The 21,369-nt window shown below is 48.0% G+C and carries 13 protein-coding genes; all 13 read left to right on the top strand.

All coding sequences use genetic code 11. The annotated features are described in order from the left end of the window. Window positions 1-49 precede the first annotated feature (49 nt). A complete protein-coding gene (locus tag ACSTTG_RS06655) occupies window positions 50-1,060 on the top strand; it encodes a FecCD family ABC transporter permease (RefSeq protein WP_438458041.1) in 1,011 nt (336 codons plus the stop codon). Window positions 1,061-1,071: 11 nt separating this feature from the next. Further along, entirely contained in the window at window positions 1,072-2,190 is a 1,119-nt protein-coding gene (locus tag ACSTTG_RS06650) for a FecCD family ABC transporter permease (RefSeq protein ID WP_438474195.1), read from the top strand. After that, window positions 2,190-2,993 (top strand): ABC transporter ATP-binding protein, encoded by an 804-nt coding sequence (locus ACSTTG_RS06645; RefSeq protein WP_438458043.1) that lies wholly within the window; start codon window positions 2,190-2,192, stop codon window positions 2,991-2,993. The genes ACSTTG_RS06650 and ACSTTG_RS06645 overlap by 1 nt, the downstream gene beginning before the upstream one ends. Window positions 2,994-3,009: 16 nt before the next feature. Next, window positions 3,010-3,696 carry a 4'-phosphopantetheinyl transferase family protein gene (locus ACSTTG_RS06640; protein WP_438474194.1) on the top strand — a complete coding sequence of 229 codons (687 nt, stop codon included), beginning with the start codon at window positions 3,010-3,012 and terminating at the stop codon, window positions 3,694-3,696. Window positions 3,697-3,776: 80 nt separating this feature from the next. Further along, a complete protein-coding gene (locus ACSTTG_RS06635) occupies window positions 3,777-5,009 on the top strand; it encodes an MFS transporter (protein ID WP_438474193.1) in 1,233 nt (410 codons plus the stop codon). A 165-nt stretch (window positions 5,010-5,174) separates the two neighbouring features. Then, window positions 5,175-7,115 (top strand): TonB-dependent receptor domain-containing protein, encoded by a 1,941-nt coding sequence (locus ACSTTG_RS06630; RefSeq protein ID WP_438458046.1) that lies wholly within the window; start codon window positions 5,175-5,177, stop codon window positions 7,113-7,115. Between the two features lie 134 nt (window positions 7,116-7,249). After that, window positions 7,250-8,446: an isochorismate synthase gene (locus ACSTTG_RS06625; RefSeq protein WP_438458047.1), complete on the top strand. Its 1,197-nt coding sequence runs from the start codon at window positions 7,250-7,252 to the stop codon at window positions 8,444-8,446. Beyond that, the gene (locus tag ACSTTG_RS06620; protein WP_438474192.1) at window positions 8,443-10,128 is read left to right on the top strand and encodes a (2,3-dihydroxybenzoyl)adenylate synthase; all 1,686 of its coding nucleotides are present in this window, start codon (window positions 8,443-8,445) and stop codon (window positions 10,126-10,128) included. Before ACSTTG_RS06625 ends, ACSTTG_RS06620 begins: the two co-directional genes overlap by 4 nt. After that, window positions 10,125-11,000: an isochorismatase gene (locus tag ACSTTG_RS06615; protein ID WP_438474190.1), complete on the top strand. Its 876-nt coding sequence runs from the start codon at window positions 10,125-10,127 to the stop codon at window positions 10,998-11,000. Before ACSTTG_RS06620 ends, ACSTTG_RS06615 begins: the two co-directional genes overlap by 4 nt. Beyond that, window positions 10,997-14,173: a non-ribosomal peptide synthetase gene (locus tag ACSTTG_RS06610; RefSeq protein WP_438474189.1), complete on the top strand. Its 3,177-nt coding sequence runs from the start codon at window positions 10,997-10,999 to the stop codon at window positions 14,171-14,173. The genes ACSTTG_RS06615 and ACSTTG_RS06610 overlap by 4 nt, the downstream gene beginning before the upstream one ends. After that, window positions 14,173-14,967: a 2,3-dihydro-2,3-dihydroxybenzoate dehydrogenase gene (gene dhbA / locus ACSTTG_RS06605; RefSeq protein WP_438458051.1), complete on the top strand. Its 795-nt coding sequence runs from the start codon at window positions 14,173-14,175 to the stop codon at window positions 14,965-14,967. The genes ACSTTG_RS06610 and dhbA overlap by 1 nt, the downstream gene beginning before the upstream one ends. 21 nt (window positions 14,968-14,988) lie before the next feature. Continuing rightward, entirely contained in the window at window positions 14,989-19,665 is a 4,677-nt protein-coding gene (locus ACSTTG_RS06600) for a non-ribosomal peptide synthetase (protein ID WP_438458052.1), read from the top strand. Further along, window positions 19,658-21,226 carry an amino acid adenylation domain-containing protein gene (locus ACSTTG_RS06595; RefSeq protein ID WP_438474188.1) on the top strand — a complete coding sequence of 523 codons (1,569 nt, stop codon included), beginning with the start codon at window positions 19,658-19,660 and terminating at the stop codon, window positions 21,224-21,226. The genes ACSTTG_RS06600 and ACSTTG_RS06595 overlap by 8 nt, the downstream gene beginning before the upstream one ends. The last annotated feature ends 143 nt before the right edge of the window (window positions 21,227-21,369 follow it).

The raw sequence follows: 21,369 nt of genomic DNA, 5'->3' as shown, positions 1-21,369 counted from the left end.
TGGATTGATAGTATGATAAGCCTATTCGATATACATGGAGTTGTAATTGATGTCCAAGCCTCACCTGTTCGGGCTCTGGGCTGGCTTGTCTGGGATGGCATGTCTGGTCTTGTTGTCATTGTCTGTTGGTGCCGGTGATTACGGTTTACCCCAAGTCATTGGCTATTATCTTCACACCTTTTCTCCCGAACCACATATGATCATGGTGATGGATACCTTGCGCCTGCCGCGAACCTTGTGCGCGATGATTGTAGGGGTTTGCTTATCACTAGCAGCGTCCCTGTTGCAAAGTGCGACTCGAAATCCACTCGCTGAGCCGGGCTTACTTGGGGTCAATGCCGGAGCTGTTCTCGGTTTGGTCATTGGTTTGACCTATTTTGATGTTGAATCGGCGTATGGCTACTTGGTTTGGTCGGGGATGGGTGCATTTGTTGGTAACCTGGTTGTTTTGATCGTTGGCCAGTTTATGGGGCGTTCAAGTCCACTTAAGCTTATTTTGGTAGGTGTCGCGTTGACGGCAACCTTCGGTGGTCTATCCAACTATGTTTTGTTGTCTAATCAAGTGGTGCTCGATCAGTTCCGATTTTGGAATCTAGGATCATTAGCGGCAGCGGATATGTCAGCGATGGGAATCATATTACCTTTCATGCTGATTGCTATTGTCGTCACGCTATTATTGGCTCGGCAATTGACGATGATGCAGTTAGGGGAAGAGCAAGCCCGAGCTCTGGGTATTAACACTCATTGGGTTCGTATCGGAGTGTTATTGGCTGCAACTGTGTTTACCGCCTGTGCTATATCTGTAGCTGGACCAATCGGGTTTGTCGGCTTCCTTGCCGCCTACTGTGCGCGAATGGTCGAACCCGTGCGCCTTTCGTCACAAGTTGTCTTTTCCTCTCTGTTTGGCACCATTTTTTTATTGGTCGCTGATATTCTCGCCCGCTATCTGATTCAACCTTTTGAGATGCCCAACGGAGTGATCCTTGCGGTTGTTGGTGCTCCGGTATTGATTACCGTTGTGCACCGGGGTGGGTTCCGTACTTTGCTAGCGGTGAGATAAAAGGAAGTTGTATGCAGCAAATAAGTAGTTTCATTACCAATAGGTTAAAGGTCACTAGGCAAGTTAACAACACCGTGCAAAGCCAATCTAGAGCGCCAGCCCCGACTGGTAAATGGTTGTGGCGACATCAGCACTTGTCCATTTTACTCGAAAAGCGTGCGGTGTGGGTGGCTATGTTGCTTCTGTTATCGCTTGCAACACTAGCACTGTTGGCAATTAGTGTTGGTTCGGCCAAGTTAACGCCTTGGGTGGCACTTAAAGCGCTATTCGGTGAATCAAGTCGGATGGTGGAAATTATGGTGTTTAAAATCCGCATGCCACGGGTATTTGCAGTGCTAGTTGCTGGTGCTGCGTTGGGCTTGTCAGGGTGTCTTATCCAAACCTTGGTTCGTAATCGTCTCGCAACCCCAGATATGATTGGTGTTAATGAGGGGGCGACCTTGGCAATTACCTTTTTTGTGCTTTTTGTTACGCTGGGCGCTTGGCCATGGTGGGCTGCACCGATCGGCGCTGTCGTCGCTGCGATTACGCTGTTTTTATTGTGTCGTAACCCAGGCGAGCAAGGCTATTTATTCGTGGTGATAGGTATTGGTGTATCGGAGTTAATGCGCGCAATCGGTGAGTTTTTGATGTCGACGGTGTCGATTGTTCATGTTAGCAGTGTTTACCTTTGGAGTATGGGAAATTTTGTTGGTCAGGGGTATAACACCACGCTGCCCGTCGCCTCTATTTTACTGATGTTTGTACCTTTTGTCGTGTATTTCTCTCGCCAGCTGGATCTATTGCGATTTGGTGGGGGTGTGGCGCAGGGCTTAGGCGTGAATATTAATCGAGTTCAACTTGCGGTACTTTCACTGGCGATTCTTGTTGCAGCGTTGGGGACCGCGATTGGTGGGCCTGTAGTGTTTATCGCCATGGCGGCACCAATAGGAGCGAGTTATTTGCTCAAGGGGAGGGTAGTGCCACTTTGGACGGCCGCTATGCTAGGGGCCATGTTGCTGCTAATGAGTGATACCTTGGTTCGGGTTCTCGCCAATCCTCATGAAGTCGCTACAGGGATCATGACCCGTATTCTAGGGGGAGTCCTATTGTTTATATTTTTGTTGCGTGACAAAGGGAAGATTGACTGATGACGATGTTGGATATAGAAGGTGTAGGGTTTAGCTATAACGGTAACCCGGTTTTGGAGAATCTCTCGTTAAGTTTGGGACACGGCAAGCTGGTGGGGATTGTCGGCCCAAACGGTGGTGGAAAATCAACCTTACTCAAGCTGATAGCTCGCCAGTTGGAGCCAAGCAGCGGCCAGCTTCGGCTAAAAGGAAAATCACTCGCAAGTTATTCGATGAAAGAGCTCGCCCGACAGTTAGCTTTTTTACCCCAGCAGCCTTTGAGTCCGGCTGGGATAACCGTTGAGCAATTGGTTCAGTATGGCCGGCATCCTCACCAAGGTTGGTTCACCCAATGGAGTGAGGATGATGCCAAGCAGGTCACAAGAGCGATTACTTGGATGAAAATTGAAGACTTGTTGCAACAGCCCGTTGACAGTTTATCCGGTGGTCAGCGTCAAAGAGCATGGTTGGCAATGATCCTTGCTCAGGATACCGATATTATATTGTTAGATGAGCCGACCAGCGCACTGGATATTGGCCATCAAACGGAAGTGATGGAGAGTATCAGCAAAATGACCTCTTTAGGGAAAACGGTAGTCTTGGTGATCCATGATTTAGCCGCGGCCGCAAGGTATTGTGATGAACTGATAGCGTTGGGGCAGCAGCGAGTCGTTGCAACAGGTGCGGTGGAGCAGGTGATCACGAAACCGCTTATTGACAAACTTTATGGCACCAATGTTGATATCGTTGCCGCCCCGTTCGATGGTGCACCGTTGATCGTGCCCCGACGCCACCAGCTTAACAGTGCTGCAAACGGCCTGTAGTCAAAATAGCAGAGCCATGACTTTTATAATCAATAAATGCACCTTAGAGTTACCTTATTTAGCTGCATACTGTGAGATTTGTCAGTTCAAAACAGAGTGGTATCAGGTTGCGGATTTCAAGCGCTATGGTGTGGAGTGTCCAGTCGAGATTGCAGATTCTGTGAGTAAGCGTCAGGCAGAGTATTTGGCGGGAAGGTATCTAGCAAAATCAGCACTGCAACGATTGGGGTGCAATGAAGTTCACGTCGGTAGGACAGAGCAGGGGGAGCCGCTTTGGCCAGAGGGTATAGCAGGTAGTATTACTCATAGTCGTGGGTATGCCGTTTGCGTGGTCGCGCTAGCTGCCGCCCCCGGTTTGAGTATCGGTTTGGATATTGAAGCTTTGATTGAGCCAGAGGTCTATCAACACTTCTTAGGTGTTGTGATAACGCAGGATGAAGAGCGGGAAATGTCAGCTTCATGCATTGAAAAAAACGTGCTTTATACTCTAGTTTTTTCCGCTAAAGAGTCGATTTTTAAGGCCCTTTTCCCACAAGTTAGAAGATACTTTGATTTTCTTGATGTGTCTTTGGTTTGTATTAATGGCGATAGTATTAGTTTCAGGCTCAATGTTGATCTGGGTGAAAATTGGTTCAAAGGTAAACGGATTACTGTTTATTGGCTAAGGGAGCAGCACCGAGTAATCACTTATACACATTCGTAGAAACTAAATGATAATGAGTATCATTATTGATTGGTGTGAAGGGCTAAGTTAGAATTGCTTTTTTTGTTTCTGGACAGGGAATGATGGAAAGTAAGACAAATCAGCAAGCAGCAGTATTGCGGCTTGCACTACTAATAAATATGCTTTCAGTGGGCACATTAATGATGGTGATGCCACTTGGGCCAGATTTAGCGCGCGAAATTGCGCTTAAAGGTGATCAAGTTGGGCTGATCAGTGGTGGGGCGACTTTGGGATCCGCCGTGTTTGGTTTCTTACTCGCTCCTTACCTTGATCGCTTCGAGCGAAAAAAGGCCATTATTTTCTTTCTGGTTGCACGTTCAGTGTTCATTTTGCTTTGTAGTCTATGCGAGACTCCGTTCGAACTGATCATGGTATTTATTGCGGCGGGATGCTTCTCTGGACCATTGAGTGGACTCGTGATGGCATCGGTTATCGATGTCACGAGTGTCAAAGAGCGAGGAAGGGCGATGGCCTTTGTCGCCAGCGGTTTCTCTCTTGCAGCTATCTTGGTTGTGCCGATTTCACTGCTGATCACTCAGTACACTAATTGGCAGGTATCATTTATTTTGTCTGGTGGACTGGGATTCATGTTAGCTATCGCTCTCCATCTATCCTTTCCTATCTCTTCTCAACCACAAAATAATCGTGGTCGAATACTTAAGCCGACAGAGCAAAATGCGCCGGGTCTAAGATCGATGCTGCTGTCACTGCTATTTGTTTTATCTATTGCGATGACCTCAATAGCGATGTTTGGCCATTTCTTGTTAGTGCCTAACATTTCGACTTATTTTCAGTTTAACTTGGCCTTTCCACGAGAGGAAATCTCTTATCTGTATTTTTTAGGGGGAATCGCCAGTATTTTGGCTATGCGTTGGTCAGGCAAACTGGTGGATCGAGGATACTTAAATACCACCCTGTTGACCCTCACCTTAGTCATTGTATTGGTAATATATACAGGCTTTGTATACCGGCCAGAACCAATACTACTTTATCCTATTTTTATCTTATTCATGGCATCAAGCTCAGCACGAACTGCAATGGTATCTGCGTTAGCATCAAGGTGTCCTCCACCTTCGTACCGGGCAGCTTTTATGTCCTACCTGTCCACGGCCTCTAATGTTTCAGCGGGGCTCGCAAGCGTGGTCTCTTCTCTTTTCCTGGTGACAAACACCGAGGGTCAACTTTTGGGCTTAACTGAATTGGCGGGGCTCACTATCGTTTGTAGCCTTACCATTCCAGTCATTTCAATTTGGTTGGCGACATCGCTACAGCATCATCGGGCTAGTATATAACCTTGGCGATTGTGAGGTAATGGCCAGTGGACATTTGCCATTGGTACCGTTTTGTCGGCAAGGCCCGAGTAGAAATTAATTTTATAACAAATGTGAGCATTTCTATTGACGTTATTAATGCAAATAATTATCATTCTCATTAATAAAATGTAAGGGAGTATGTAAATGTATTTGTTTCACAAGGATAGTGAGTTCAAATTTAACCGTCTGAACATCACGTTGATCGCAGTTGGTCTTGTAACATCGTTGTCTGCTGGTGCAAAGACAGTGCCGGATGAAGTCATGATCGTCACAGCGAGTCAAACCAAACACCCAGAGCTGACTGCCCCGGCTTCAGTCTCATCTATCACTCGTGAAGAGCTTGATAAGCTCGTTGTCAATGATGTAGCGGAGGCAGTACGTAAATTACCTGGTATTAATATCAACCCAGCAACGACTTATGGTCGGAATGAAATTAAAATTCGTGGTCTGGACTCGGATTACACGCTATTGCTTATTAATGGTCGCCGGATCAACTCGCGTGATGCATTGACAAGCGCGTATGGCAATGACTTCGACCTATCGAGTATTCCGATGAGCGCTGTTGAGCGAATTGAGGTGATTCGCGGGCCCATGTCGTCACTCTATGGTGCTGACGCATTGGGCGGGGTGGTCAATGTGATTCTGCGACAGCCTACTGACGAAGTACGAGGCGAGGTCGGTTATCAATATGATGGGCCGACAGAAGGCTCAGGTGGTGATATGCATAAGTGGAATGTTTACGCCAGTGGTAGCTTGATCCCGGATACTCTATTGGCCAATATTATTATTGAGCAGGGCAAGCGTGACGCCTGGCGCACAGATAAAACCATCAACCCAGATACCGATGCGCTTGAAGAGCGTGAAGAGCTCAATATCTTCTCGAATGTGAAATGGCGTGTTAATCAGCAGCAAGATGTTGATTTGGAGCTGCTATATAGTAAAGATGACCGCGATGCTGATTGGAACAACTGGGGCATGGCGGTGAACAATGTTCAAAAATTGCAACGCACCAACCTTGCTTTGACCCATAGTGGCTACTGGTCACAGTTTGATTCACGTCTGCGCTATAGCTTCGAACAGTCTGATTTGGAAGATGACTCAGAGCTCAATGGTGCGGTAGGGGATATCAAGCAAACCAACAATAGTATTGATGCTCAAGCTTCTGGTTACGTGGGTAATCACTTGCTGACTGGTGGTGCTGAATACCGTATCACCAAACTGAAAAATAATCTGACCTTGGCGACTGGCCCTGTTGATTACCACCAGTCTGCGGTTTATCTTCAGGATGAAGTTGTTTTTGGTGATTTAGCCATTACCTTGGGTGGGCGTTTCGATAATCATGAGGTGTATGGTGGTGAGTTTAGTCCAAGAGCTTATGCAGTCTACAGCTTGAACGACCAATGGGTGGTAAAAGGCGGTGCTGGTAAGGCGTTCAAGGCACCTAGCTTAAACCAGTATAGTGAAGAATATTCAGTATTGGCCTGTCGCGGTGCATGTCAGGTGGTCGGTAACTCAGATCTTAAAGCTGAAACAGCGGTGAGTTATGAGTTGGGAACCAACTATCAAGCTAATCGCTGGGGCGCAGGGTTTACCCTGTTCCAAAATGATATTGAGGACATGATTCAAGCAGAGGTCTGGGACAGAGTTAAGACTGAATTGACTTACTTCAATGTCGATAAAGCAAAGTTGAAAGGAGTTGAATTGCTTGGTTGGCTTGATATTACCGATAGCGTGAGCCTCTCTGCCAATTATATGTATACCGACGCTACAGATGAAACAACAGATAAAGCACTGACACTGACTCCTGAGCATACCGCTAATGTACAACTAGATTGGCAGGTGACAGATAATCTCTATGCGTATACTTCTTACCAGTACATCGGCGATCAGTTTGTTCGTACGGACGAAAAATCAGACGCTTATGGTATCTTGGACCTAGGTGCACGCTATACAGCGATGGAAAGCCTCAATGTGAAGTTGGGCGTAACTAACCTTACCGATGAAGAAAGAGACGATGTGGCGACGGGTTATGACTATATCCTAAAGAGTCGCAGTATTTATGCTGGCGTTTCTTACGAATTCTAAATAATACCTAATATCAATAATAATGAAGAGTAAAGAGCTAAATTATTAGCTCTTTACTCCTGTTGTAAGCAGAGTGATGTCACGTTAATTATAAGGGAATTAATTCATAGTCTAATTTATTTAGGAGTTATGACGTGCAATATCTTAATGCTGATATGAGAACCATAAACTTTAATAAAGTTCAAAATCGAGGTTTATATTTCTCGTCACAAAAGAGAACAATTATAGGGGACGGAATACGGAAGTCTATATCGATTCCAGCTCAAGGTAGTAAAGAATTACATAGTGAACTGCAGCAAGAAGTTCATCGTTGCTTTAAAGAAGAGATAGAGCGAGGGGTAGATAACCCAGTTGTCATTGGTTGTATTCCTTTCGATGTTACAGCACCATCATGCTTATATATTCCTGAGAATGTAACCTTTCTTTCGAAAAGAACAGGACTAATCAGTGAACCAAGCCTATTAGAGGACATCAGAAGTTTTGATGTGATTTCAAAGCATAGTCTACCGAACGAAATATCCTTTAAACATGCAGTCGATAAAGCTGTCAGCAAATTTAAGTGTAGTGATCTGGAAAAAACAGTATTATCAAGAGTGTTGGAAATAGAACTTAACTATGATGTTGATGTTGATAAAGTCTTAACAAGGTTGATAAAACAAAACCCTAAAGGCTTCCATTTTTCCATTCCTCAGTCTGATGGTTCGGTTTTAGTTGGTGCCAGTCCAGAGTTATTAGTAAGAAAGGAGGGTCGATCTATATATTCTCACCCTCTAGCCGGATCTGCGAAAAGGCAGAGAAATAAACTGCAAGACACAATAATGAGTCAAGCATTGCAGGGCTCTGCTAAAGACAATTATGAGCACCAGTTAGTTATTGATCAAATTGCCACACAGCTATCACCATACTGTCAGACTCTCAATATACCCAAACACCCCTCTTTATTTGATACACCCACCATGTGGCATCTCGCGACCTCCATTGAGGGGGAGCTTAGAGACAGCCGAACTAATGCGTTACAGCTTGCGTGTTTATTACACCCAACCCCAGCGGTATGTGGCTATCCATTTAATCTCTCCCATGAGGCAATCAAAGAACTGGAGCCTCATGATCGCGGTATGTTTACTGGTATGGTCGGGTGGTGTGATGCACAGGGCAATGGTGAATGGGCAGTGACGATTCGCTGCGGTAAGGTGCTCGATAATTCCGTGCGTTTGTTTGCCGGGGCGGGGATTGTTAACGCATCTTGCCCCAACGCAGAGTGGGCAGAGACAGAAGCCAAACTAGGCACCATGCTTGATGCTTTTGGTCTGAAAGAGCTGGAGGCTTCATGACCATTGAGTTTACACCATGGCCAGCAGAACTCGCTCAGCGCTACCGCCAAAAGGGGTATTGGACCAACCAGCCCCTTACTGATATCGTCCAGCGACACCTAGCCGGAGAACCGACCAAAATTGCCTTAATATGTGGCGATAGAAGGTACAGCTACCAGATGTTGGATAAGCTATCTACCCAATTGGCCCTCCAACTTGAGTTGATGGGGCTGGAAAAAGGTGACACAGCTTTGGTCCAATTACCCAATGTTGCCGAGTTCTATATCGTCTATTTTGCCTTGTTGAAACTAGGGGTCGTCCCGGTCAATGCTTTGTTCAGCCATAACCGACTTGAGCTTTGTGCCTATACAGAGCAGGTGTCCCCTCGCTTGGCCATCGTCTCTAGCCGACACAAATTGTTCGCCAGTGGCGATTTCGCTCGTATTTTAACCGAGCAGAATCCGCAGCTGGAGCATTGGGTTGTTGAAGGGGAGACGAGCTTTGGCACTTCTCTATCTTGCATGCTGGCAAACACTAAGACAGGCGATGAAGACGGCATTGCAGCGACTCAGACCAGCTTAGACCTAAACATTGATGCCTCTGCGGTTGCTTTTTTCCAATTATCAGGAGGAAGCACAGGCACGCCGAAGCTGATCCCGCGAACTCATAATGACTACTATTACAGTGTCCGTGCTAGCGCTGAGATTTGTCAACTCAACATGGATACCGTCTATTTATGTGCTTTGCCAGCGGCGCATAACTTTTCTTTGAGCTCACCCGGAGCACTTGGTGTGTTCTATGCCGGTGGTACTGTATTGCTCGCCAGCGACCCTAGTCCGACGACGTGTTTCCCTTTAATTCAGGATTATCATGTCACCATGACCGCCTTGGTGCCACCGGCGGTCACTTTGTGGCTACAAGCTATGTCTGAGAGCGTTGGAATGCTGGATAGCTTGCAATTGCTTCAAGTCGGAGGAGCAAGGCTTGGCGAGAGTCTCGCCAGACGGATTAGTCCTGAGTTAGGTTGTCAGCTGCAACAGGTGTTTGGAATGGCTGAAGGCTTAGTCAATTACACCCGCTTAGATGACGGTGACTGGCATCGATTTCACACACAAGGCCGGCCAATCAGTGACGATGATGAAATTCGCATCGTTGATGAAGATGGTCAGTGTGTCCCTGCAGGGGAGCCTGGCGCTTTGATTACACGAGGACCTTATACCATCAGGGGATATTTCAAGAGCCCAGAGCATAACCAGCAAGCTTTTGATGACGAGGGTTTTTACCGCTCAGGTGACATTGTCTCTATGACCCCAGATGGTTATCTGACGGTCGTCGGGCGGGATAAAGATCAGATTAATCGTGGCGGCGAGAAAGTGGCCGCCCAAGAGATAGAAAATCAGCTGTTGGCTTTACCCGAGATAACTCAAGCAGCGTTAGTGGCGATGCCTGATTCGGTGATGGGAGAGAAAAGCTGCGCATATATCGTCAGCACTATGCCCTTAAAGCCAATCACTATTCGCAAGCATTTAAGAGCATGCGGTATTGCCGAGTACAAATTACCCGATCAGATTGAGCAGGTCGCTGAGCTACCGATGACCCCAGTGGGCAAGATAGATAAAAAGGCGCTACGCCAGCGGATCGCCGAGCAAATCCACAGCCAGAATAAAACTGAGCTGAAAAAGAAAAAGGACTTTATATCATGACAATTGCATCAATACCCAGCTACACGATGCCTGAGCCTTCTAGCTTTCCTGCTAACAAAGTAGATTGGCAGTTTGACGCCACAAAAACGGTATTCCTGATCCATGATATGCAGGAGTACTTTATCAGTTTTTATGATAAACAATCGCCATTAATTCAAGTGTTATTGAGCAACCTTGTTACCGCCAAGCGCTACTGTGTCAATGCCGGGATCCCGGTAGTGTATACCGCCCAGCCACGAGAGCAAAATATCGCAGACCGTGCCCTGCTCAATGACATGTGGGGACCTGGCTTGAATAAGGCTCCGGAGTTACAGTCAATTATTGCTGAATTAGCCCCGCAAGAGGGGGATACCGTGCTAGATAAGTGGCGGTACTCGGCATTTCAACGCTCACCACTGGAGCATATGATGAGTGAAATGGGTCGCGATCAATTGCTGATTGGCGGAATTTATGGACATATTGGTTGCTTGATGACCGCTATCGATGCGTTTATGCGTGATATCAAACCATTTATGCTCGGCGATGCGATTGCCGATTTCTCATTGCCAGAGCATAAAATGGCTTTGCAGTATGTCGCGACTCGCGCAGGAGTTGTACTGAGCACTGAGCAACTCATTAGCCATCACGGCCAACCCGCGATTAGTCGTGATAACTTGCTGGCTAAGATCGCCAAACTGGTTGACGAACCTGTTGAGGAGTTTGATCCCGATGAGAATTTGATTGACTACGGTTTAGATTCTGTCCAAATAATGTCACTGCTAACCGAGTGGCGCACGGCAGGCATTATGCTGAACTTTGTCCAGATCGCAGAAGTACCCACGTTCAACCAATGGTGGTCGATGATTGAGGCGCAGCTGGAGGGGGAAGTATGAGCGCTTACCAGGTAACTTCATTAAAACGCCATAAGCTGAATACCGCGCAGCATGGTTTGTGGCTTGGTCATACGCTTAATGATAATAAGGCGCTGTTCAATACGGCGGAATGTATTGTTTTTGATGGTCAGGTTGATGAGCAAAAGTTGCTAGCGGCTTTGCGTCAGGCCGTTAGTGAGAGTGAGTGCGTGTCTTGCCACTACCGGAGCGATGACCAGCAGCCATATCGGGTTTCGGTGAGTGATCGGGTGCCCTGTTCGATCGTCTCGCTCACGACCACTGGTGACGAGCTCGCACAGGTTCGTCATTGGGCAAGTCAGGATTTGGACGTTCCATTTACGATTGAGAGTGAACTCCCTTGTCGTTTTACCCTGCTAAGAGGACAAACGACGGATTATCTCTACCTCTGTGCCCACCATATAGCGCTGGATGGATTTGGCACAACACTGCTGTTTCAGCGAATTGCTGACGTGTATTCGAGTTTGGTTGAAAAGCAAGTCGTTGCAGATTGTCCATTTGGAGAATTCCAGTCTGTCCTTGAAGAGGACCGTCAGCGCCATGATTCCGGTGCTTATCAGAAAGCGCAGGATTACTGGTTGGAAACCATGGCGGGCTGCACACAACCTGCTTCTTATGCGCCGGATAGTGCACCCATTGCAGCCAAGTTCCATCGTGAAACGGCTGAACTATCGAAGCCATTGTGGCAACAGTGTCAACAGCAGGCTGAGGCATTGAACCTGACTTGGGCTGATGTATTCCTTGCTGCACTGGCGACTCACCTATGGCAATTCAATCGCGATGAAAAAGTGGTGATTGGCATGATGGTGATGAACCGACTGGGGTCAAAGTCTTTGACCGTGCCATGTATGCAGATGAATATTGTGCCCTTAGTCGTTGATGTCTGTGAGCAGGACGATTTGATCTCTGTTACTCGCAAGGTAGCGGCCCACAAAAAGAAAATGCGTCGTTTCCAACATTTTCGTTACGAGGACCTACGCCGTGAGCTCAATCGAGTTGGTGGTGATGAGCACCTGTTCGGTACCTTAGTTAATATCATGCCGTTTGACCATCCATTACAATATGGCAACCTTACTGCGCAGCCCCTGAACCTCAGTGCCGGACCGGTTGAAGATTTGACGATAGAGTTACACTGCAAGCCTGGCGGGATCCCGACAATTGATTTTGATGCTAATCCAGCTATCTACGACCCGTCTAGATTGAAGGAGCTACAGGGAGAGCTGTTAGCCTTATTGACAGAATGGATTGCCGAGCCTGAGCGTAAAACCACTCAACTGCTGAGTCAATACCATGCAACACTGAGACAACAAGCGTTGATCATCGGTGATGACATTGTCGTTGGTAGGGGAGTTTTAGAGGCGATTCGGTCTCAGGCAGTCGTCAATCCAGATAAGGTTGCGGTTTTACAGGGAGAAAGCTCTCTGAGTTACCAAGCTTTACTGTGCGCAGCAGGCTCAACTGCAACCGCGCTAAAGCAGCAGGGTGTCAAATCCGGTGATAAGATCGGTGTTGCATTAAGTCGCTCGATACCCTGTATTACTACCATACTTGGGGTGATGCTGAGCGGTGCGGTATACGTACCGCTCGACCCCGAGCAACCTCTCGAACGCCAGCAAGCTATAGCCCGGTTAGCCGAGCTAAATTTGGTGATAACGGAGGCGCAATACCAACACAAACTCGCGGCGCTTGGCCTCCCTGTTCATCTTAGTGGCCGACTGACAGCAGAGCCTAGTGAGCTGCCGATGATTAAAGATAGCTCACTGGCTTATATTATGTTCACCTCAGGGTCAACCGGTCAGCCTAAAGGAGTCGAGCTTAGCTACCGTGCACTTAATCATTTTGTAGCAGCGGCTGCACTGCGCTATGACATTACTGAACAAGATCGGGTATTACAATTTGCCCCGTATAACTTTGATGCCAGCATTGAGGAGATTTTTGTCACCCTTAGCCAAGGAGCGAGCTTGGTGCTGCGTACTGATGCGATGCTGGAGTCTATGTCAACGTTCTCGGAAAGCGTGCAGCAGAGCAAGGTGACAGTCCTAGACTTGCCGACGGCTTTCTGGAACGAGTGGGTGGTTAGCCTTGATGCAGGCACTACTACCGTACCTGACACGGTCAAGAAGGTGATTATTGGTGGTGAAGCGGTCTATCCAGAGCCCTTAGCTCACTGGCAAAAGGCTGTTAAGCACCGCAATTTATGCAACCACAACGGCAATATCCGCCTGTTTAATACCTATGGCCCAACGGAAGCAACGGTAGTAGCGACCTGTGCAGAGCTGCAGGATTTCCGACAAGACGACACCTTATTGCCTATTGGCCTGCCTCTACCCGGTGTCGAAGCTTTGGTACTTGACGAGCGACAGTGTCCTTGTTCCTGCGGTGAACTGGTGATCTTAGGACAGACATTGGCAGAAGGCTACATTGGCCAATCTCACCCAGCATTTTCTATGCTGCAGGTGGGGGATAAATTACGTCGTATTTATCGTACCGGGGATCGGGTTGAGTTTAGTCAGGATATCAACCACCAGCGAGCACAACTTGTCTATCAAGGTAGGATCGATAATGAATTCAAGATCAGCGGTTACCGTATTCAGCCAGGAGAGGTAGAGTCCCATCTGTTGGCGATTCCAGGTGTGGTTGAAGCCTGTGTACAAGGGATCACCTATCCTAGTGGATTGCGGCGTCTGGTGGCTTTTGTTGCCGGTGATACACCATCGTCATCGCTACCTCTTCTGCAATCTCAGACATTAAAACAATCTCTACTTGAGAGCCTGCCCCATGCCATGGTGCCGTCAGACTACAGGTTACTGACTGTGTTGCCTAAAACAAGCAGCAACAAAGTTGATCGAAAGGCATTGCTGGCCCGCTACCACCAAGAGGCTGATAGCCAAGAGTTAGCGACGGAGACTGAAAACCGGGTAAGTGCAATTTGGCAACAGGTATTAGGGGTTACTGGCATAGCTTCAGAGGATAATTTCTTCGCCTTGGGCGGTCAGTCACTGCAAACCATCCAAATCGTCAACCGTCTCGCCGCTGAGTTTGGTGTCAGTGTCAAAGTATCCGATCTGTTTGACAGGCCGCGACTGAGCGAATTTTGTGCTTATCTCGATGAGATGCTGCAACAAGATGAGAATGAAATGGAGATGGTGTGGTGATGAAAGAAGCAAACACTCACTCCCCAGTGGCAATGGAATTCGCCGGAAAAAATGTTTGGGTAACCGGGGCGGCTCAGGGTATCGGCTATCAAGTCGCAATGAGCTTCCACCGTCAGGGGGCACGGGTTTTCGGCTTAGATATTGATTTTTCCGAGGGACATGGCGAAGGAAGAGAGTATCCATTTACCGTCCAACATGTGGATCTGGCCTGTGCCGATTCAGTGGCGAGGGCGAGTAGAGAGCTCTTAGCTCAAGAATCGCAGATCGATGTACTGGTCAATGTAGCCGGCGTATTACGTCTGGGGGACACCGAACAACTGACACTGGATGATTGGTATACTTGCCTCAATGTCAATGCCTCGGGGGCATTTTATCTATTGCGCCAGGTGATTCCGCAATTTAAGCAGCAGCGGCATGGTTCGGTAGTGACCGTTAGCTCTAATGCAGCTCACGTGCCAAGGTTACAGATGGCAGCATATTGTGCCTCTAAGGCCGCATTGACTAGCTTGTCTCATTGTGTCGCACTAGAGCTAGCTCCCTTCAATGTGCGCTGCAATGTGGTATCCCCGGGTTCCACTGATACTAGGATGCAGCGCGAGCTTTGGCGCAGTGATGATGCCGAACAGCAAACGATTGCGGGTTTTCAGCAACAGTTCAAACTCGGGATTCCACTTGGAAAAATAGCCCGTCCGGAGGAGATTGCACAAGTTGTGATGTTCCTCGCTTCGGAGCAGGCCAGCCATGTCACGATGCAAGATATTGTGGTAGACGGCGGTGCAGTGTTGACTGCGTGACGCCGTAACAAGGATAGTTTAATGAAAGATATCATTAGTTTATTAGCAACCCTCGAGCAGCAAGGGGTGAAGCTCGCTCTCAATGACAAGGGCCAGTTGGTATCGCAATGCAGTAAGCAGGCAATGACACCAGCAATTGGGCAGCAAATTCGTACCCATAAAGATGAAATAGTTCGGTGTCTAAGGGCTAAGCAAGCCTATGAAGCTCCAATTCCAGCATTGAATGTCAGTCAAGGGCCGCTGTCTTTCTCTCAGAGTGGGCTGTGGTTTATCGAGCAGTACGAGGACAACTCACACCTCTACAATATGCCTGTACATTTCCGCCTATCTGGTCACTTAGACGTTGCGGCATTGGAGTATGCGTTTTCGGTGTTAGTGAAAAAACATGCTAGCCTACGCACCCGATTTATTCGTAATTCGGCAGGGAAGGGTGAGCAGCACATTGTGAGCGAGCATGAGAGTGATGGTGGCTGGCTTGATATAAAACACCATGATCTCTCCCATTTAGTCCCGGAGCAGCGCGAGCAAGTTCTGCTGGGAATGCTTGAACGCGACATCTATCAACCCTTTGAATTAGAACAAGGTTGTTTGACTCGAGTTGAACTTGTGCGTCTCGATGATAAAGAGCATTTGCTGATGCTGACCCAGCATCACATCATTTCCGACGGCTGGTCGGTCAAGAATATGTTTGCTGACTTTAAACAGGCGTTTCTCGATTATCAGAATAACCAAACGCCTGAAATCGAACCTCCTCGCGTCAATTACATAGATTATGCTCATTGGTTAAATTCCCCAGCATTTAGGGATTATCACGAAGAGTATAAACCTTTTTGGATAGAGCGCCTCAAGGGTATCCCAGAGGTGCATGCGCTGCCTTTGGATAAGCCCCGTCCGGCTAGTCATAATAATGATGGCGCACTGGTTTTCTCACACATAGACTTGCAGACTTGGCAGGCATTTAAGCGTTTATGTCACGGACAAAGTACATCGAATTTCATCGGCCTACACGCAATTTTCTCGTTATTAATGGCTCGCTTGGGCGATGACCCTGATGTGATTATTGGTACCCCGCTGGCTTACCGTGAGCGTTCTGATATTGAGGATGTGGTCGGTTTTTTCGTCAATACGATAGTGCTGCGTACTCAGTTGGATACCTCGCTGACATTTGCACAATACCTGCGCTATTGCCGCGAACAAGATCTGACGGCATTTGATCATCAGCTATTTCGCTTTGAGGCCTTAAGTGAAGCAATTGGTGCAGATCGCACCACCGCGGTCAATCCAATCTTTCAGATTATGTTAGTGTATCAGGCCAGGGTGGACTTCAACGATTTGATCCCTGGCTGTGGTGCTGTCGAAGAGCCAACGCCGATTTTACCGGCTAAAACTGACCTGTCATTGAAAGTGACTGAGCTTGTGGATGGTGTGAGGTTGGAATGGCTATACAGTAAAGGTGTCTTTGAACATCAAACAGTTGCGCGTTTCGCTGATATTTTCTTAAATTTGTTCGACGCAATATTAGCGTCACCAGACAGTAATGTCATGACGTTGCCACTGTGCAAGCCAGAGCAGTTTGAATCCTTAGGTGAGTCTTTAGCACTTATCCCTGAGGAGTACCCAGATAAAGCCCTAATCCATCAACGCATCAGCAAATACGCGGATTGTTATCCAGAGCGAATCGCTGTTCGACTCGAACAAGAGGGCCAGCCAGTTGTTTTGACTTATGGTGAGTTAGAACGGTCAGCAAACCAATTGGCGCACTGGCTGCTAGCAAATAGGGATCATTGTTCCTTTGTCGGGATCGCAGCCTGCCGAAAACCGCTGTTTGTGATTGCAGCACTTGCTGCCTGGAAAGCGGGAAAAGCCTACGTCCCGCTCGATCCGGCTTACCCTAGTTCACGCTTGGCTACCATGTGTGATGATGCAAAGCTGGGATGTATCCTAGCCCCGGACGATGAGTTCGCCGCATTGCACCCCACGTTAGTCGGAGTTGTGAATTACAACGATCACCACTTTCAGTCTGAGGTCACGAGTGAGCCCGTCACCTGTCCGGTAAAGGGGCAATGTAGCGCGGCTAACCTAGCCTATGTTATCTATACTTCCGGTTCGACCGGGGTACCGAAAGGAGTTGAAATCGAGCATGGGGCATTTGCCAATGTGTTAGATGACCACCAAAGACGCCTATCACTCAATCCTGATAGTCGAATGCTCAATCCAATGTCGCTGGCCTTCGATGCGGGCAACATGACCGCGATACTGCCTCTATTTAGTGGCTCAACTCTTTGCTTTGCCGAGCCTGATGATCGATTACTCGAGCACGCAGAAGTTTTAGAGGCAAGCCATATGATCTGCTCAACAGCCCTGTTTTCTGCGCTGCCTCCCCGTCGATTGCGGTTTTTGAAAACCGTGGCTCTCGGTGGGGAAGCCTGCCCTGAAAACCTGGCGAGCAATTGGGATGGGAAATTACAATTATTTAATATGTATGGTCCAACCGAGTGTTCTGTGACGGCATTAGTCAAGGCGCTTGAGCCAGGACAACCCGTGAGTATCGGTAAACCTGTCGATAATATTGAGGCAATCATCCTTGACGCCTCTGGTCAGCTTTGTCCTGTTGGGGTACCAGGGGAGCTTTACCTTACTGGCGTTGGCCTTGCTCGTGGTTATCTCAATCAACCGAAAACCACAGCCAAAGCATTTATCGAGTGTGATCTCGTCGGTCAAAAGCGCCGATGTTACCGGACTGGTGATAGGGCACGCTGGCTCAACAATGGTGAAGTGGAGTATCTTGGACGTCTTGATCAGCAGGTCAAGCTCAGAGGCTACCGGATTGAGCTTAAAGAAATCGAAAACCAACTGGCGGCAATCGCTGAAGGCTTAACTCAAGTGAGAGTCATTGTTGCTGGACAAGGTGCCAGTCGTCAGCTTGTGGCTTATGCGACGAGTAAATCCGGTTTAAAGATCGATTGTGCAACTATTCTCAGTATGGCCAGCCAAGTGCTTCCGGAGTATATGCTGCCAACGACATTGATCCTGGTCGATGAGCTTCCCCTTACAGTTAATGGCAAGCTTGATATTGAGCAGCTACCTGTTTTTGAGCAGAGTAGTGTTGGTGCGCGACCACAAAACAAGATGGAAGCTAGGATGCTGGCAGTATGGTGCGATGTGCTTAACATCGACTTAGGCGTTGAGGATGATTTCTTCCGCTTGGGCGGTGATTCTATTCTCAGTATTCAGCTTAATACGCGCTTGCGGGATGCGGGTTTTAACTGCTCAGTCAAAGACGTATTCGAAGCGAAAACGGTTCGTCGCTTGTGCCGCCATCTTAGCGCGACCCAAGACCAGACTCGTCAGCTTCATGCCGAGCAGGGCGTGTTGAGTGGAGAGTTTGACAAGCACCCTATTCAGCATTGGTTCGAGCAACAACCATTCCGCTGTCCTGAGCATTGGAATCAGGCAGTGGTATTGAAAATCCCTGATCTCGATACTGCCGAGCTCGAAGCCATAATGTCTCAGCTACTGTCCTACCATGACGCACTAAGATTACGACTGAGTGAGGAAAATACCGCTCGTCAGCAGTATCTCGATACGATCGATCTGCCACCATTGTATCAGTTTGATGCCTCGGTGCTTGATGAGCAGGAACTCCAGCATACTTTAACTCAGTTGCATAGCGGGTTTAACTTACGCCATGGTCCGGTCATGGCCTGGGCCAAAATCAGTAATCTTGAGATAGAGGGTAAGTCACATACCGGTCTGTTTTTAGCGATCCATCACTGGGTAGTTGATGCGGTCTCATGGCGTATTTTAGCGCAGGACTTAGCACGATTGGCTAGTGGTCGACGATTGACAAACAAAGCCACGAGTTACCGTCAGTGGGGCGAGGCGCTCAAACGCTATGCCAAGGATAACCAAGCGCAGTTGACATATTGGCAATCGGTGAAAAATGAAGACGATAATCAATTGCTTACTCTGCCAGTAAATGGTGGTGAAAGCGGAGTGTTACAGTCTAGTTATGCCATGCTGCAGTTGACACCTGAGCTCACAACTCAGCTGGTTGAGACCGCTAATAAGGCCTTCGATACTGAGGTAAGGGAGCTGCTTGTGGTTGCTCTTGCTGCCACTCTTGATCAAATGGGCTGGGGAGCACGGCAGACGATCATGCTTGAAGGTCATGGTCGAGAAGCGATATACGACGATCTTGATGTCAGCGAAACCGTGGGCTGGTTTACGAGTATCTTCCCTTCAAAGGTTGATTGCCATGGCCCCTTGTCTGAAACGATAAGACAAACTAAAGCGCAACTGCGAGCGATGCCAGATAACGGTATCGGCTTTAACGCGCTTCGTTGTTATCACCCTCAAGGTGATCAGTTAGCACTCTCACCGGTGGTGTTGAATTACCTTGGCCGTCAAACTCAGGACCCGGGTATGTGGCGTCCTCTACCGGTTGTCCCGGGGCAGTTTTCATCACCACTGAATCCTGCAGCAGAGTTGATTAGCTTGCATGGTGGCATCAACGACAATATCTTGACCCTGCGTCAAATCGGTGTGCTAGATCAAGCACTCAGTAATAAGTTGATGAGTGCCCTCAAAGTTAAGCTTGAAGACGTTATTACCTACTGCGAGGCGTATCATCGACAGCAGGGTAACCAAGCGCAAACGGTAGCGAAACAAGTTTGTTTGGAGGACTGTAATGACTGAGTATAATACTGCTCTTCACCCGAAGACATTAGCTGCCTCGTTGCTAGCAGCGCTCAACAAAGCGGCTGATATGGAGCGTATAGCGCTGGATTTCCAGAAGCAGACTTACACCTATCGCGAGATACAAGCTCAGGTCGCAATAATTCAGCAGGCATTGGTTAAGCATGAGATAACCACCAGGGATCGGGTCGGATTATACCTTGATCGCTCACCAGCGATGATATCAGCGATGGTGGCTTGCTTGTTATCAGGGGTGGTTTTTGTGCCCCTCGATCCACTTTTCCCTAGCGCACGATTAGAGGCCATTGAACAAGAGGCACAATTAACCGCAGTGATAACAGATAGGGCATCAATTGATGGACCAAATTTCTCTTGCGGTTTGATCCCACTCTTGACGGTCTTATCACCTGCAGGTAAAAGTTCTGGTGGGAGCGCCCCCCATCTATTGCCTTGGAGTTCAAACCTACCGCAGCGAACGCCTGCCTACATGATGTTTACTTCGGGCTCAACTGGGGCGCCCAAAGGGGTAGTGATCAGCCATCAGGCACTGCAAACTTTTCTAAACGCGAGTATCGAAAGACTAGGTTTGGAAAAATATTGCTATTGGCTGCTGATTACCACGATGGCGTTTGATATCTCGATGCTAGAAATATTCGCCCCTCTATTGGTCGGGGGCAGAATGGTGTTGACCTCGAGTCAGGAACATAAAGACCCTCTTGCGATCGTAGAGTACCTGACTCGCTTGAGTGGGATTAACGTCTTGCAGGCTACTCCCTCGTTTTGGCGGATGATGGTTAATTGTGGCTGGCAGGGAAAAGAGGACTTAACGGTGCTGAGCGGTGGCGAGGCATTGGATAGCAAACTAGCCCAACAACTGGTTAGCCGAAGCCACGAGCTATGGAACTGCTACGGTCCAACTGAAGCGACGGTATGGTCCTTGATGAGTAAGGTAAACACTCTCGAACAAACTGAGCCTGCCATTCAAATTGGCTCTAGTCTAACGGGTTATGCGCACTGGGTGCTTGATGACAGCGGGAAGGAAGTAGCGATAGGACAAGAAGGTGAGCTGTGTATTACGGGCGCTGCGCTTAGCGAGGGCTACTGGAATAGGGACGACCTGACTGCTCGCCAGTTTGTAAAACACCCTGAAAGCGACACACGCTACTATCGTACTGGAGATCGTGTGCGCAAATTGGGAGGGGATCATTTTCATTACCTTGGTCGTTTCGATGATCAGGTTAAGCTGCGAGGGTATAGAATAGAGCTTGGAGAAATAGAATCTCAGCTGCGGACGATTCCACAAGTGAGAGATGCCGCTGTTCGGCTAAATGAAGATGGTGGTGGTGCCATGCTCGTTGCTTACCTTGAAGCCGATTCTTTGCCATCAAGGTTACAGCTGCGTAAGTTACTCGCTAACGCATTGCCAGCGTATATGATCCCTAGCCGCTTTTTCCGGTTAACACGCTTACCCAAAACAGCCAGTGGCAAGGTGGATCGCAAGCGTTTAGCCGAGGCTAGCAATAACACTGAACTGACGAAAAGCAAGGTTGGCACGGCCTGAGCAGCAAGTCGTTTGATTCAAGCTAATTTGGTGAGTGCTGAAATAAAAGAAAAATCCGATATTAGCAGCCTAATATCGGATTTTTATTTCTTTTCAGGAATGAGTCAGTAAACCCGAAATGGGTTTAACTGGTTGATATCAGG

This window comes from Vibrio glycogenivorans, from assembly GCF_051660965.1.
Classification (GTDB): domain Bacteria; phylum Pseudomonadota; class Gammaproteobacteria; order Enterobacterales; family Vibrionaceae; genus Vibrio.
This window is presented reverse-complemented; position numbering and strand designations above follow the sequence as displayed.